The sequence below is a fragment of the Kitasatospora sp. NPDC096204 genome (genome assembly GCF_044763205.1).
GTDB lineage: Bacteria > Actinomycetota > Actinomycetes > Streptomycetales > Streptomycetaceae > Kitasatospora.
In genome coordinates, this window is record NZ_JBIWFT010000002.1 from 483,113 (window position 1) to 498,760 (window position 15,648).

General features: G+C 74.3%; 2 protein-coding genes (1 of these 2 running past the window's edge). Both read right to left on the reverse strand.

All coding sequences use genetic code 11. The annotated features are described in order from the left end of the window. Window positions 1-14,223: the 5' portion of a type I polyketide synthase gene (locus tag ACIQ87_RS03510; protein ID WP_402400880.1), read on the reverse strand. 19,689 nt of this gene lie to the left of the window's left edge; 14,223 of the gene's 33,912 nt are visible here — the first part of the coding sequence; the start codon lies at window positions 14,221-14,223; its stop codon lies beyond the left edge, outside the window. 48 nt (window positions 14,224-14,271) lie between these two features. Then, on the reverse strand, window positions 14,272-15,648 hold a 1,377-nt coding region (locus tag ACIQ87_RS03515; protein WP_402400883.1), incomplete at its 5' end, for an SDR family NAD(P)-dependent oxidoreductase.

The following is a 15,648-nucleotide window of genomic DNA, read 5'->3' on the forward strand; positions in this document are numbered from 1 at the left end:
CCGGCCGGAGACCACGCTGGCCGCGTTGCCGGTGGCCAGGTAACCGTCCGCGTCCTGGGTGAGCGCGAGCAGAAGTCCGGCGTAGTCCTGGCTGTTGGAGCCCATGAAGACACCGGTCCGACTGCCCCGCGCGGACGCCGGGTCGATGCCCGCCCGCTCGAAGGCCTCCCAGGTGGTCTCCAGCAGCAGGCGCTGCTGCGGGTCCATGGCGAGGGCCTCGCGCGGGTTGATCCCGAAGAAGCCGGGGTCGAACTCGCCGACGCCGTCGAGGAATCCGCCCTGGTCGGCGTAGGAGGTGCCGGGGTTCGCCGGGTCCGGGTCGTAGAGCGCGTCCAGGTCCCAGCCGCGGTCGGCCGGCATGCCGCCGACGGCGTCGCGGCCCTCGGCGACCAGCCGCCACAGGTCCTCGGGGCTGCTCACGCCGCCCGGGTAGCGGCAGGCCATCGCGACGATCGCGATCGGCTCGTCGTCCACGGCCGACGTCCGCACCGGAATGTCGTCCACCGCACCCACGGTGCCGAGGAGTTCGGCACCGATGTGGGCAGCGAGAGCGGAGGCGGTCGGGTGGTCGAAGACCAGGGTCGCGGGCAGCCGCAGACCCGTGGCCGTGTTCAGGCGGTTGCGCAGCTCGACGGCGGTCAGCGAGTCGAAGCCCAGCTCCTTGAACGCCCGACCCGCCTCGACCGCACCGGCGCCGTGGTGCCCGAGCACCGCCGCCGCCTCGGTCCGGACGAGGTCCAGCAGAACACGCTCACGCTCGGCCGGGGTGAGCGCCAGCAGGCGCTGGACCAGGCCGTTACGCTCGCCGTCCGCCCGGCCCGACGCCACGGCGGCACCCACGAGGGCGCGCTGGACGTCCGGGAGTTCGGCGATCAGCGGGCGCGGGCGGGCGGCGGTGAAGGCCGGGGCGAACCGCGACCAGTCCACGTCCGCGACGGTCACCGTCGCGTCGCTGCCGTCCACGGCCTGCGCCAGCGCCGCGACCGCCGGGGCCGGAGCCATCGGCAGCAGACCACGCCGACGCAGCTGGTTCTCGTTGTCGCCCTGGGCGGCCATACCGCCCTCGGCCCACGGACCCCAGGAAACCGCCGTGGCAGCCAGGCCACGGGCACGCCGCTGCTCGGCCAGCGCGTCCAGGTGGGCGTTGGCGGCCGCGTAGGCGGCCTGCCCGCCACTGCCCCAGACGCCGGCAATCGAGGAGAAGAGGACGAAGGCGTCCAGCTCGGTGTCACCGAGCAGTTCGTCCAGGTGCGCCGCACCGCCCACCTTGGCAGCCAGGACCTCGGCGAACTCCTCCACCGTGGTCGTGCCCAGCGGCGTCGCGCGGTCCACACCGGCGGTGTGGACGACGGCGGTGAAGGCGTGCTCGGCGAGCAGCGCCTCGACCGCCGTACGGTCGGCGACATCACACGCGGTGACCGTCACCTCGGCGCCAAGGCTCTGCAGCTCCTCGCGCAGCTCGGCCGCGCCGGGGGCCTCCAGTCCGCGACGGCTGGTGAGCACCACGTGCTCGGCACCGCCACCCGCCAGCCAACGGGCCACATGCGCACCCAGCGCACCCGTCCCACCCGTCACCAGAACGGTGCCACGCGGCGTCCACGCGGCGGCAGCACCTGGCACCCGGACCAGCCGGCGCACGAACACGCCGCTCGCGCGCACCGCGAGCTGGTCCTCGTCGCCCAGACCGGCCAGCACGGCGGCCAGTCGGCCCTGGGCCCGCTCGTCCAGCACCTCGGGCAGGTCGACCAGACCGCCCCAGCCCTGCGGATACTCCAGGCCGACCACTCGACCCAGACCCCAGACCTGCGCCTGGGACGCGTCACGCAGCACATCCGCACGACCCGTCGACACCGCACCGTTGGTCAGCAGCCACAGCGGCGCCTCGACGCCCGCGTCGGCGAGCGCCTGGACCGTGACCAGCGTCGACTGGACGGTGTCCGCCACGACGACGACACCGGCCAGGTCCTCGACCTCGGCCACAGCCAGGCCGATCCGGACGGACAGCTCCTCCCGGTCCGGCACGCCCGCACCGATCTCCACCGGCAGAACAGCGGCACCATGACCGGACAGCGCGGCAACCACGCCCGCCGACTCGGCACCGGCCGGAACCAGCACCAGCCAAGTCCCACCCAGGACGGCCGGCTGTCCACCGACACCCGCCACCGGCTTCCACGTCACACGGTAACGCCAGCCCTCGGCCGCCGACTCCTCCTGCCGCTTACGACGCCAGGACGACAGCGCGGGCAGCAGCGCATCCGCGCTGTCCTCCCGACGCACATCGAGCGTCGACAGGAACGTGTCCAGGTCCCCCGCATCGACCGCGCCCCAGAACCGCGCCTCGGCCGCGCTCAGCGCAACCGCACCCTCCGACACGACCTCACGTGCGGTGACCTGCGGCCAGTAACGCTGCCGCTGGAAGGCATACGTCGGCAGCTCGACCCGACGCGCACCCGCACCCGCACCCGCACCCGCGAACACGCCGCGCCAGTCCACGGCGACACCGTGAACGTGAACGGTCGCGAGCGCCGCCAGCGCGGTCTGCGCCTCCGGACGCTCAGCACGCAGAGCAGGCGCGAACACGCCCTGCTCGACGCACTCCTGGCCCATGGCCGACAGCACACCACCCGGGCCCAGCTCGACAAAGGTGGTGACACCCTGGGCTTCCAGGGTCCGCATGCCGTCGGCGAAGCGAACCGCCTGACGCACGTGACGCACCCAGTACTCAGGCGAGCACAGCTCCTCGGCCGTCGCGACCGCGCCGGTCACATTGGAGACCACGGCGATCTGCGGCGCCGAATAGGTCAGACCCTCCGCCACCCGGCGGAAGTCCGCCAACATCCCGTCCATCAAGGGCGAGTGGAAGGCGTGGCTGACATGCAGCCGCTTGGTCTTCTCGAACTGCCCGGCGATCGCCAGAACTTCGGTCTCGTCACCCGAAATCACCACGGAGGACGGGCCGTTGACGGCCGCGATGCTCACCTGAGCGGTCAGCAGCGGCAACACCTCGGCCTCCGAGGCCTTCACCGCCACCATCGCACCACCCTCGGGCAGCGCCTGCATCAGCCGGCCGCGAGCGGCGACCAGCGCCACCGCGTCGTCCAGCGACAGCACACCCGCGACATGCGCGGCCGCCAGTTCACCGATGGAGTGACCCACCAGGAAGTCCGGGCGGACACCCCAGCTCTCGAACAGCCGGAACAGCGAAACCTCGACGGCGAACAGCGCCAGCTGCGTGAACTCCGTACGGGCCAGGACGTCCGCGTCCTCGCCGAACACGGCCTCCCTCAGCGGCAGTTCGACCCGCGCACACACCGCGTCGAAGGCGTCCGCGAACACCGGGAAGGCGTCGTACAGCTCACGGCCCATCCCCGGACGCTGGCTCCCCTGTCCCGTGAACAGGAACGCCGTCCGCCCGGCACCCGCCGTACCCGTGATCAGCCCGGCGGCCGTACCGCCCTCGGCCAGCGCCGCCAGACCACCCCGGAACGAGGCGAGGTCCTCCGCGACCACGGCCGCCCGGTGCTCCAGCGCGGCACGCGTGGTGGCCAGCGAGAAGCCGACCTCGGCGAGCGACAGGTCACCGGCCTCGTCCAGCACCGCCAGCAGCCGGCCGGCCTGCGCCCGGAGTGCCTCCGGGCTGCCCGCCGACAGCACCCACGGCGCCACCGGACCGGTCTCGCCGGCGGGCGCCGGCTCGGCCGGGGAGACCGCCGGGGCCTGCTCGATGATGACGTGCGCGTTGGTGCCGCTCATGCCGAAGGACGACACACCCGCCCGGCGCGGCGCGCCGGTCTCGGGCCACGAGCGGGCCTCGGTGAGCAGCTCGACCGCGCCCGAGGCCCAGTCGACCTCGGGGGTCGGCTCGTCCACGTGCAGGGTCTGCGGCAGCAGCCCCTCCCGCATCGCCATGACCATCTTGATGATCCCGGCGACGCCGGCGGCGGCCTGGGTGTGGCCGATGTTGGACTTCAACGAGCCCAGCCAGAGCGGCTGCCCCTCCGGGCGGTCCTGGCCGTAGGTGGCCAGCAGCGCCTGCGCCTCGATCGGGTCACCCAGTCGGGTGCCGGTCCCGTGCGCCTCGACGGTGTCCACCTCACCGGCGGACAGGCCCGCGCCGGCCAGCGCGGCGCGGATGACCCGCTGCTGGGACGGACCGTTGGGGGCGGTGAGGCCGTTGCTCGCACCGTCCTGGTTGATCGCCGAACCGCGCACGACCGCGAGCACCGGGTGCCCGTTGCGCTGCGCGTCCGACAGGCGCTCCAGCAGCAGGACGCCCGCGCCCTCGCCCCAGCCGGTGCCGTCGGCGGCGGCGGCGAAGGCCTTGCAGCGGCCGTCCGTCGCCAGGCCGCGCTGGCGGCTGAACTCCACGAAGGTGCCCGGGGTGGACATCACGACCACACCACCGGCCAGCGCCATCGTGCACTCGCCGCTGCGCAGCGCCTGAACGGCGAAGTGCAGCGCGACCAGCGAGGACGAGCACGCCGTGTCGATGGTCGCCGCCGGGCCCTCAAGCCCGAAGGTGTAGGCGAGACGCCCGGAGACCACGCTGGCCGCGTTGCCGGTGGCCAGGTAGCCGTCCGCGTCCTGGGTGAGCGCGAGCAGCAGCGCGGCGTAGTCCTGGCTGTTGGAGCCCATGAAGACACCGGTCCGGCTGCCCCGCGCGGACGCCGGGTCGATGCCCGCCCGCTCGAAGGCCTCCCAGGTGGTCTCCAGCAGCAGGCGCTGCTGCGGGTCCATCGCCAGCGCCTCGCGCGGCGAGATACCGAAGAAGGACGGGTCGAACTCGCCCGCTCCGTCCAGGAATCCGCCGTCACGGGCGTACGAGGTGCCCTGGCTTGCCGGGTCCGGGTCGTAGAGCGCGTCCAGGTCCCAGCCGCGGTCGGTCGGGAATCCGCCGACGGCGTCGCGGCCCTCGGCGACCAGTCGCCACAGGTCCTCGGGCGACTGGACGCCGCCGGGCAGGCGGCAGCTCATCGCGACGATGGCGATCGGCTCGTCGGCCGCGGAGACGGCGGTCGGGGCGTCGGACTGCTCCTGGGCGCCGAGGAGTTCGGCCAGCAGGTGTTCGGCGACGACGGCGGCGTTCGGGTAGTCGAACACCAGGGAGGCGGGCAGCCGCAGGCCGGTGACCGCGTTCAGGTTGTTGCGCAGCTCGACGGCGGTCAGCGAGTCGAAGCCCAGCTCACGGAAGGCCTTGGCCGGCTCGACGGCTCCGGCGCCGTGGTGCCCGAGCACCGAGGCGGCCTCGGTCCGGACGAGGTCCAGCAGGGCGCGCTCACGCTCGGCCGGGGTGAGCGCCCGCAGGCGCTGGACCAGGCCGTTGCCCTCGCCGTCCGGCTGGGCCGAGGGCGCGGCGCCGGTGAGGGCGCGCTGCACCTCGGGCAGGTCGCCGATCAGCGGGCGCGGGCGGGCCACGGTGAAGCCGGGGACGAACAGCGCCCAGTCGACGTCGGCCACCACCAGGGCGGGCTCGTCCTCGGCGACGGCGGCGGCCAGTGCGGCAACCGCCTGCGCGGGCGGCAGCACCGGCAGGCCGCGGCGGCGCAGGCGGTCCTCCGCCTCGGCCTCGACCATGCCGCCGTCGGCCCACGGACCCCAGGCGACGGCGGTGGCGGCGAGGCCACGGGCACGCCGCTGCTCGGCCAGGGCGTCCAGGTGGGCGTTGGCGGCCGCGTAGGCGGCCTGGCCGCCGCTGCCCCAGACACCGGCGATGGAGGAGAAGAGGACGAAGGCGTCCAGCTCGGTGTCGCCGAGCAGTTCGTCCAGGTGCGCCGCACCGTCCACCTTCGCGCGGAGCGCGTCGGTGAAGGCGGGCAAGTCGGTGTCGGCGATCGTGCCCCCGTCGGCCACACCGGCGGCGTGGACGACGGCGGTGAAGGCGTGCTCGGCGAGCAGCGCCTCGACGGCCGTACGGTCGCTCACGTCGCAGGCGGCGACGGTGGCCCGGGCGCCGAGCGCGGTCAACTCCTCGCGCAGCTCGGCCGCGCCCGGAGCGTCCAGGCCACGGCGGCTGGTGAGCACCACGTGCTCGGCGCCGTTGGCGACCAGCCAGCGGGCGACGTGCGCGCCCAGCGCGCCCGTGCCGCCGGTGACCAGGACGGTGCCGCGCGGCGCCCAGCCCGTGCCCTCGGCGCGCTCGGCCCGGACGAGCCGGCGCACGAACACGCCGCTCGCGCGCACCGCGAGCTGGTCCTCGTCACCCAGACCGGCCAGCACCGACAGCAGCCGACCCTGGGCCCGCTCGTCCAGCACCTCCGGCAGGTCGACCAGACCGCCCCAACGCTCCGGATGCTCCAGCGCGACGACCCGACCCAGACCCCAGACCTGCGCCTGCACCGCGTCACGCAGCACATCCGCACGACCCGTCGACACCGCACCGCCGGTCGCCAGCCACAACGGCGCACCGACACCAGCGTCACCCAACGCCTGCACCAACGTCAGCGCGACACCCGCATCCGACACCACACCCAGCACACCCGCCACCGGACCACCGGCGACCTCAGCCGCCAGCTCCGCACGCGACAACCCGGCCGAACCCACCAGCCGCACCGACACACCACGACCCGACAACGCCCCCACACACGCCACCACCGACGCAGCAGAGACGTCCTGCGCCACCACCACCCACTCACCGGACGGAACGGCGGAACCGAGCTCGGCCACCGGCTTCCACTGGACGCGGTAGCGCCAGCCGTCGACGGTGTGGCGTTCACGGCGGCGACGCCGCCACGAGGAGAGCGCGGGCAGCACGGTGCCGAGGGAGGTACGGACGCCCTGCTCGGTGTCGTCCACCTCCAGGGCCTCGGCCAGCGCGCCGAGGTCCTCGCGTTCCACGGCCTCCCAGAAGACCGCGCTGTCGAAGACGTCCCCGGCGGGCCCGTCGAGGGCCGGACGCGCCACGACGCTGAGGTCGGGCCAGTGGTTCTCCTGCTGGAAGGCGTACGTCGGCAGGTCGACGCGCACGGCGCCGGTGCCGGCGAAGACGGCGCTCCAGTCGACGGCCGAGCCGTGGACGTGGGCGGCGGCCAGGGCGGTCAGCGCGGTCTGCGCCTCGCCCCGTCCGGTGCGCAGGGCGGCGGCGAAGGCCGCGGCGCCGGTCAGGCACTCCTGGGCCATGGCGGTGAGGACACCGTCCGGGCCGAGCTCGACGAAGGTGGTGACGCCCTTGGCCTCCAGGGTCCGCATGCCGTCGGCGAAGCGAACCGCCTGGCGGACGTGGCGCACCCAGTACTCGGGCGAGCACAGCTCCTCGGCGGTGGCGAGGACACCGGTGACGTTGGAGACGACCGGGATGCGCGGGGCGTTGTACGTCAGCCCCTCGGCAACGGCCCGGAACTCCTCCACCATGCCGTCCATCAGCGGCGAGTGGAACGCGTGCGAGACGCTCAGCCGCTTGGTCTTCCCGAACTGCGCTGCGAGGGCGAGGACTTCGGACTCGTCTCCCGAAATCACCACCGAGGTGGGCCCGTTGACAGCGGCGATGCTCACGTTCTCGGTGAGCAGCGGCAGGATCTCGGCCTCGGTGGCCTTGACCGCCACCATCGCGCCGCCCTCCGGCAGCGCCTGCATCAGCCGGCCACGCGCCGCGACCAGCGCCACCGCGTCGTCCAGTGACAGCACACCGGCGACGTGCGCGGCCGCGATCTCACCGATCGAGTGGCCGACCAGGACGTCGGGCCGAACACCCCAGCTCTCGAAGAGGCGGAACAGCGCGGTCTCCACCGCGAACAGCGCCACCTGGGTGAACTCGGTCCGGGCGAGAACCGAAGCGTCCTCCCCGAACACCGCCTCCTTCAGCGGCAGTTCGACCCGCGCACACACCGCGTCGAAGGCGTCCGCGAACACCGGGAAGGCCTCGTACAGCTCCCGCCCCATGCCCGGACGCTGGCTGCCCTGCCCCGTGAACAGGAACGCCAGCTTCCCGCCCGAGGCGGCACCCGTCACCAGCCCGGCGGCCGTGCCGCCCTCGGCCAGCGCCTCGACGGCGGCCAGCAGCTCGGCCGGGCCGTCCGCGACCACGGCCGCCCGGTGCTCGAAGGCGGCCCGGGAGGTCGCGAGCGAGTACGCGAGGTCGGCGGCCGGCACGTCCGACCGGGTGCGCAGGTGGTCGGCCAGGCGGCGGGCCTGGGCACGCAGGGCGTCGGTGGTGCGCCCCGACAGGACCACCGGCAGGTCGGCGGCCGGGGCCGGATCGGCCTCGCGGGCCGGCGCGTCGGTGTCCGCAGGGGCCTGCTCGATGAGGACGTGGGCGTTGGTGCCGGAGACGCCGAAGGAGGAGACGCCGGCCCGGCGCGGTTGGCCGGTCTCGGGCCAGTCCCGCGCTTCGGTCAGCAGCTCGACGGCGCCGGAGGTCCAGTCGATGTGCGGGGACGGCTCGTCGACGTGCAGGGTCCGCGGGAGCACGCCGGCGCGGATCGCCATGACCATCTTGATCACGCCGCCGACGCCGGAGGCGGCCTGGGTGTGGCCGATGTTGGACTTCAGCGAGCCCAGCCAGAGCGGGCGGTCGCCGCTGCGCTCCTGGCCGTAGGTGGCCAGCAGGGCCTGGGCCTCGATCGGGTCGCCGAGCACCGTGCCGGTGCCGTGCGCCTCGACGGCGTCGACCTGGTCGGCCGACAGCCCGGCGCCGGCCAGGGCCTGGCGGATGACGCGCTGCTGCGCGGGGCCGTTCGGGGCGGTGAGGCCGTTGCTGGCACCGTCCTGGTTGATCGCCGAACCGCGGACGACCGCGAGCACCGGGTGCCCGAGGCGCTGCGCGTCCGAGAGCCGCTCGACCAGCAGCACGCCGACGCCCTCGCCCCAGCCGGTGCCGTCGGCGGCGCCCGCGAAGGACTTGCAGCGGCCGTCGACGGCCAGGCCGCGCTGGCGGCTGAACTCCACGAAGGCGGCGGGGGTGGACATGACGGTGACACCACCGGCCAGGGCCATGGTGCACTCGCCGTTGCGCAGCGACTGGACGGCCAGGTGGAGGGCGACCAGGGAGGAGGAGCACGCGGTGTCGACGGTGACCGCCGGACCCTCCAGACCGAAGGTGTAGGCCAGGCGCCCGGAGACCACGGCGGCGGCGTTGCCGGTGGCCAGGTAGCCCTCGGTCGCCTCGGCGGTGCTCATCAGGAGGGCGCCGTAGTCCTGACCGTTGGAGCCGACGAACACGCCGGCCTGGCTGCCCTTCAGGGTGGCCGGGTCGATGCCGGCCCGCTCGAAGGCCTCCCAGGAGGTCTCCAGCAGCAGCCGCTGCTGCGGGTCCATGGCGAGCGCCTCGCGCGGGCTGATGCCGAAGAAGCCCGCGTCGAAGCGGCCGACGCCGGGGAGGAAGCCGCCCTCGCGCGAGTAGGAGGTGCCCTGGTGTGCCGGGTCCGGGTGGTAGAGGGCGTCGAGGTCCCAGCCGCGGTCCTCGGGGAAGGTTCCGATGCCGTCGATGCCGTCGGCGACGATCCGCCACAGGTCCTCGGGCGAGCTGACGCCGCCGGGGTAGCGGCAGGCCATGCCGACGATGGCGATCGGCTCGTCGTCGGTCCGCGCGGTCACGGCGGCGGGCACGACGGCGGACTGCTCGCCGAGCAGGCGGGTCCGCAGGTGGGCGGCCAGGACCTCGGGGGTCGGGTAGTCGAAGACCAGGGTGGCCGGGAGGGAGAGGCCGGTGTCGGCGGTCAGCAGGTTGCGCAGCTCGACGGCGGTCAGCGAGTCGAAGCCGAGGTCCTTGAAGGCGCGGCCGGACTCGATCTCGGCGGAGTCGGCGTGGCCGAGCACCGTGGCGACGTGGCCCCGGACGAGCCCGGTCAGCAGCTGCACCTGCTCGGCGGCGGCGAGCGGGGCGATCCGCTCGCGCAGGCGGCCGGCCTGGTCGGTGGCCTGGGCGGGCGCCTGCTCGGTGTCAAGCAGCGCCCGGACCTCGGGGAGGTCGGCGATCAGCGGGCGGTTGCGGCCGGCGGTGAAGGCGGGGGCGAAGCGCGCCCAGTCGACGTCGGCGACGGTCAGCGTGGCGTCGCCCTCGGCGAGGGCGCGGCCGAGGGCGGCCAGCGCCAGTTCGGGGGCGAGCGGCGGCAGGCCGCGGCGGCGCAGCTGCTGCTCCCCCTCGCCGTCGACCATGCCGCCGTCGGCCCAGGGGCCCCAGGCGACGGCGGTGGCGGCGAGGCCGCGGGCACGGCGCTGCTCGGCGAGGGCGTCGAGGTAGGCGTTGGCGGCCGCGTAGGCGGACTGCCCGCCGCTGCCCCAGACACCCGCGATGGAGGAGAAGAGGACGAAGGCGTCCAGCTCGGTGTCCCCGAGCAGCTCGTCCAGGTGCGCCGCACCGGCCACCTTCGCGGCCATCAGCTCGGCGGCCTCGGCGGCGTCGGTGGCGGCGAGCACGGCCGAACCGGTCAGACCGGCGGTGTGGACGACGGCGGTGAACTCGTGCTCGGCGAGCAGCGCCTGGACGGCCGTACGGTCGGCGACGTCACACGCGGCGACGGTCACCTCGACCCCCGACGCGGTCAGCTCGTCACGCAGCTCGGCCGCACCCGGAGCCGCCAGGCCCCGACGGCTGGTCAGCACCAGATGCCCGGCACCGTTGTCCGCCAGCCAGCGCGCCACCCGCGCACCCAGCGCACCCGTACCACCCGTGACCAGCACCGTGCCACGCGGCGACCACGAACCCGCCGCCTCACCCGACCGACCGGCCCGCACCAGACGACGCACGAACACACCGCTCGCGCGCACCGCGACCTGGTCCTCGCCGTCCACACCCGCCAACACAGCCGCCAACCGGCCCTGCGCCCGGCCGTCCAGCACCTCGGGCAGGTCGACCAGACCACCCCAACGCTCCGGCGCCTCCAGCGCCACCACCCGGCCCAGACCCCAGACCTGCGCCTGCACCGCACCGCTCACCCGGTCCGCGCGACCGACCAACACCGCACCCCGCGACGCCAGCCACAACGGCGCACCCACACCCGCGTCACCCAGCGCCTGCACCAGCGCGATGGTCGCGGTGAAGCCGACGGACAGCACCGGCTGGCCGGCGTCCGGCTGCTCGGCGAGGGCGAGCAGGGACAGCACGCCGGACACCTCGGTGCCCTCGGCGGTGATCCCGGCCAGCAGCTCCGCCAGGCCCGCCCGGTCGGCGCCCGCCTCGACCTCGACGCGGCGCACCTCGGCGCCGCTCGCGGTGAGGGAGCCGGCCACGGCGGTGGCGGTGGCCTCGTCCAGACCGGCCGGGACGGCGAGCAGCCAGGTGCCCGCCGGGGCGGCCGACCGCTCCCCGTCGACCGGCTGCCAGGTGACGCGGTACTGCCAACCGTCCACCGTGGTCAGGTTCCTGCGCTGCTCGCGCCAGGTGGAGAGAGCGGGCAGCAGGGTGCTCAGGGAGGACTGCACCAGCTCGTCGCCGCCGTCCACGGACAGCGTCATCGCCACGGCGGCGAGGTCACCGCTCTCGACGGCCGCCCAGAACGCGGAGTCCGTGCCGTCCACCGGTTCGAAGGCCGCCTCGGCGGCGTCGTTCGGCAGATCGAGCCAGTAGCGCTGCCGCTGGAAGGCGTAGGTGGGCAGCTCGACGCGGCTCGCACCGGTGCCGTCGAAGGCCGGCGCCCAGTCTACCGCGGCGCCGTTCACGTGCGCGGTGGCCAGCGCGGTCAGCAGCGCCCGCTGCTCCGGGCGGCCGGCGCGCAGCACCGGGACGAACGACCCGGCGGCGACGCACTCCTGGCCCATGGCCGAGAGCACGCCGTCGGGGCCGAGCTCGACGAAGACGGTGACGCCCTGGGCCTCCAGGGTGCGCATGCCGTCGGCGAAGCGGACGGCTTCGCGGACGTGGCGCACCCAGTACTCGGGCGAGCACAGCTCCTCGGCGGTGGCCACCGAACCGGTGACGTTGGAGACCACGGCGATCTGCGGCGCCGAATAGGTCAGGCCCTCCGCCACGCGGCGGAAGTCCGCCACCATGCCGTCCATCAGCGGGGAGTGGAAGGCGTGCGAGACGTTGAGACGCTTGGTCTTCTCGAACTGCCCGGCGATGGCGAGGACTTCGGTCTCGTCGCCGGAAATCACCACGGAGGAAGGGCCGTTGACGGCGGCGATGCTGACGTTGTCCGTGAGCAGCGGCAGGATCTCGGCCTCGGTGGCCTTGACCGCGACCATCGCGCCGCCCTCGGGCAGCGCCTGCATCAGGCGACCACGAGCGGACACCAGGGCGACGGCGTCGTCCAGCGACAGCACACCGGCGACATGGGCGGCCGCGATCTCACCGATCGAGTGGCCCACCAGGAAGTCCGGACGCACACCCCAGCTCTCCACCAGCCGGAACAGCGCGGTCTCGATCGCGAACAGCGCGACCTGGGTGAACTCGGTCCGGGCGAGAACGTCCGCGTCCTCCCCGAACACCGCCTCCTTCAGCGGCAGTTCGACCCGTGCGCAGACGGCGTCGAAGGCCTCGGCGAACACGGGGAACGCCTCGTACAGCTCCCGGCCCATGCCAGGCCGCTGGCTGCCCTGCCCGGTGAACAGGAACGCCGTCCGGCCTCGCGTCGCCGCGACACCGCGCACCACGTCGGCCGAGGCGTCGCCCTCGGCCAGCGCGCGCAGGGCGGCGGTGAGCGCCGTCCGGTCCTCGGCCAGCACCACGGCCCGGTGCTCCAGGACGGCGCGGCCGCGCACCGCGGAGTAGCCCAGGTCGGTCAGGTCCAGCTCCGGCCGGCCCTCGACGTGGGCGAGCAACGCCCGCGCCTGGGCCCGCAGGGCCTCCGCCGAGCGGCCCGAGACCGGCACGGGGACCTGTGCGGACACCCGCGCGGGCCGACCGGCGCCGGGGGCACCTTCCGTGCCCTCGGCCGCCTCGACCGCCTCGGGGGCGGGGGCCTGCTCCAGGATGGTGTGGGCGTTGGTGCCGCTGATGCCGAAGGAGGAGACGGCAGCGCGGCGCGGGCGACCGGTCTCCGGCCAGGGCCGGGCCTCGGTCAGCAGCTTGACCGCACCCGCGGTCCAGTCGACGTGCGGGGTGGGCTCGTCCACGTGCAGGGTCTGCGGCATGAGCCCGTGCTGCAGGGCCATGACCAGCTTGATGATGCCGCCGACGCCGGCCGCGGCCTGGGAGTGGCCCAGGTTGGACTTGAGCGAGCCGAGCCAGAGCGGCTCGCCGTTCTCGCCGCGCTCCTGGCCGTAGGTGGCGAGCAGGGCCTGGGCCTCGATCGGGTCACCGAGCCGGGTGCCGGTGCCGTGCGCCTCGACCAGGTCGACCTGGTCGGCGGTCAGCCGGGCGCTGGCCAGCGCGGCGCGGATGACCCGCTGCTGGGCGGGGCCGTTGGGGGCGGTCAGGCCGTTGCTGGCACCGTCCTGGTTGACAGCGCTGCCGCGCACCACGGCGAGCACCGGGTGCCCGAGGCGCTGCGCGTCCGACAGCCGCTCGACGAGCAGCATGCCGACGCCCTCGGACCAGCCGGTGCCGTCGGCACCGGCGGCGAAGGCCTTGCAGCGGCCGTCGGCGGACAGGCCCTGCTGGCGGCTGAAGGCGATGAAGGTGCCGGGGGTGGTCATGACGGTGACGCCGCCGACCAGGGCCATCGAGCAGTCGCCCTGGCGCAGGGCGTGGGCGGCGAGGTGCAGGGCGACCAGCGAGGAGGAGCACGCGGTGTCGATGGTGACCGCGGGGCCCTCGAGCCCGAGGCTGTAGGCGATGCGGCCGGAGACCACGCTGGAGGCGTTCCCGGTCAGCAGGTGGCCCTCAAGGCCGGCCAGGCCGGCGTGCATGGTGGTGCCGTAGTTGGAGGAGGCCGCGCCGATGAAGACACCGGCCTGGCTGCCCTTCACCGAGGACGGGTCGATGCCGGCGCGCTCGAAGGTCTCCCAGGCGGTCTCCAGCAGGATCCGCTGCTGCGGGTCCATCGCGGTCGCCTCGCGCGGCGAGATGCCGAAGAAGCCGGCGTCGAACTCGCTGGCGTCGTACAGGAACCCGCCGTCGCGGCTGACGCTCTTGCCGGCCTTCTCCGGGTCCGGGTCGTAGAGCGTGTCGAAGTCCCAGCCGCGGTCGGTGGGCATGCCGGCGATGGCGTCCGTCCCGGTCGCGACCAGGTTCCACAGGTCCTCGGGGCTGCGCACGCCGCCGGGGTAGCGGCAGCTCATGGCGACGACGGCGAGCGGCTCGAGGTCCCGCTCCTCGACCTCGCGCAGCTGCCTGCGGGCCTGCCGCAGGTCCGCCGTGACGCGCTTCAGGTAGTCGAGGTACTTCTCTTCGTTCGAAGACGTGGTCATGTGCTTCGTCACCTCCAGGAGGCGGTCAGTGAGCTTGCGCCCAGGAGGTCAGGAGAGGCCGAGTTCCTTGTCGAGCAGGTCGAAGATGTCGTCGCCGGTGGCCGATTCGAGCTCCCGATCGGCGTCGCGGTCCGCAGCACTACCGTCCGTTGCACTGTGTGCGTCACTCCATTTCGACAGCAGGCTCTGCAGGCGCAGCGTGATCTTCGTGCGCTCGACGCCGTCGGTGGTCGTGGTGAGAAGCAGGGTTTCGAGCTTGTCCAGCTCGCTGAGCACGGGCAGCGGCGCGGCCACCGCGCCGGCGCCGTCGACGAGTTCGGCGACCAGGTGGTCCGCGAGCACGGCGGGGTTCGGGTGGTCGAAGACCAGGGTGGCGGGCAGCCGCAGGCCGGTGGCCGTGTTGAGGCGGTTGCGCAGCTCGACCGAGGTCAGCGAGTCGAAGCCGATCTCCTTGAACGCGCGCTCCGGATCGACCTCGGCGGCCGAGGCGTGGCCCAGGACCGCGGCCACCTCGGCGCACACCGACTCGACCAGCAGGCGCCGCTGTTCGGCCTCGGCGAGGCCCGCCAGGCGCTGCTTGAGCGGGACTCCCCCGGCCGCGGCGGCGTTGGCGTCGACGGTACGGCGGGCGGGCGCGTGCACCAGGCCGCGCAGGACCTGCGGGATGCCGGACGCGGCGGCCCTGGCCCGCAGTGCGGGCAGGTCGAGGCGGACCGGCAGCACCGCCGGTTCGACACCCGCGCGGGCCGCGTCGAAGAGCGCCAGGCCCTCCTCCGCGCTCAGCGGCGGGACTCCGCTGCGGGCCATCCGGCGCAGCTCGACCTCGTCGAGCCGGCCGAGCATGCCGCCCTCGTGGGCCCAGGGGCCCCAGGCCATCGAGGTCGCGGGCAGGCCCAGCGCCGCGCGGTGCTGGGCCAGCGCGTCCAGGAAGACGTTCGCCGCGGCGTAGTTGGCCTGACCGGGGTTGCCGAAGGCCGCCGCCACCGAGGAGAAGAGGACGAAGTCGGTGAGGTCCTGGCCGAGGGTCAGCTCGTGCAGGTGCCAGGCCGCGTCCACCTTCGGGCGCAGGACCGCGTCCAGCCGCCCGGGGGTCAGCGAGGACACCAGGCCGTCGTCGAGGACGCCGGCGGTGTGGACCACGGCCGACAGCGTCCGGCCGTCCAGCAGTGCGGCGACAGCCGCGCGGTCGGTCACGTCGCAGGCGACGACATCCACCTCCGCGCCCAACCCGGCCAGCTCGTCCCGCAGTTCGACGGCGCCCGGCGCGTCCGGGCCACGACGGCTGGTCAGCACCAGACTCCGCACCCCGTGCACGGTGACCAGGTGCCGGGCCACCAGCGAACCCAGACCACCCGTACCACCCGTGACCAGCACCGTGCCCGCGGCGGGCGACGGCACCGTCAGCACGACCTTGCCCACATGCCG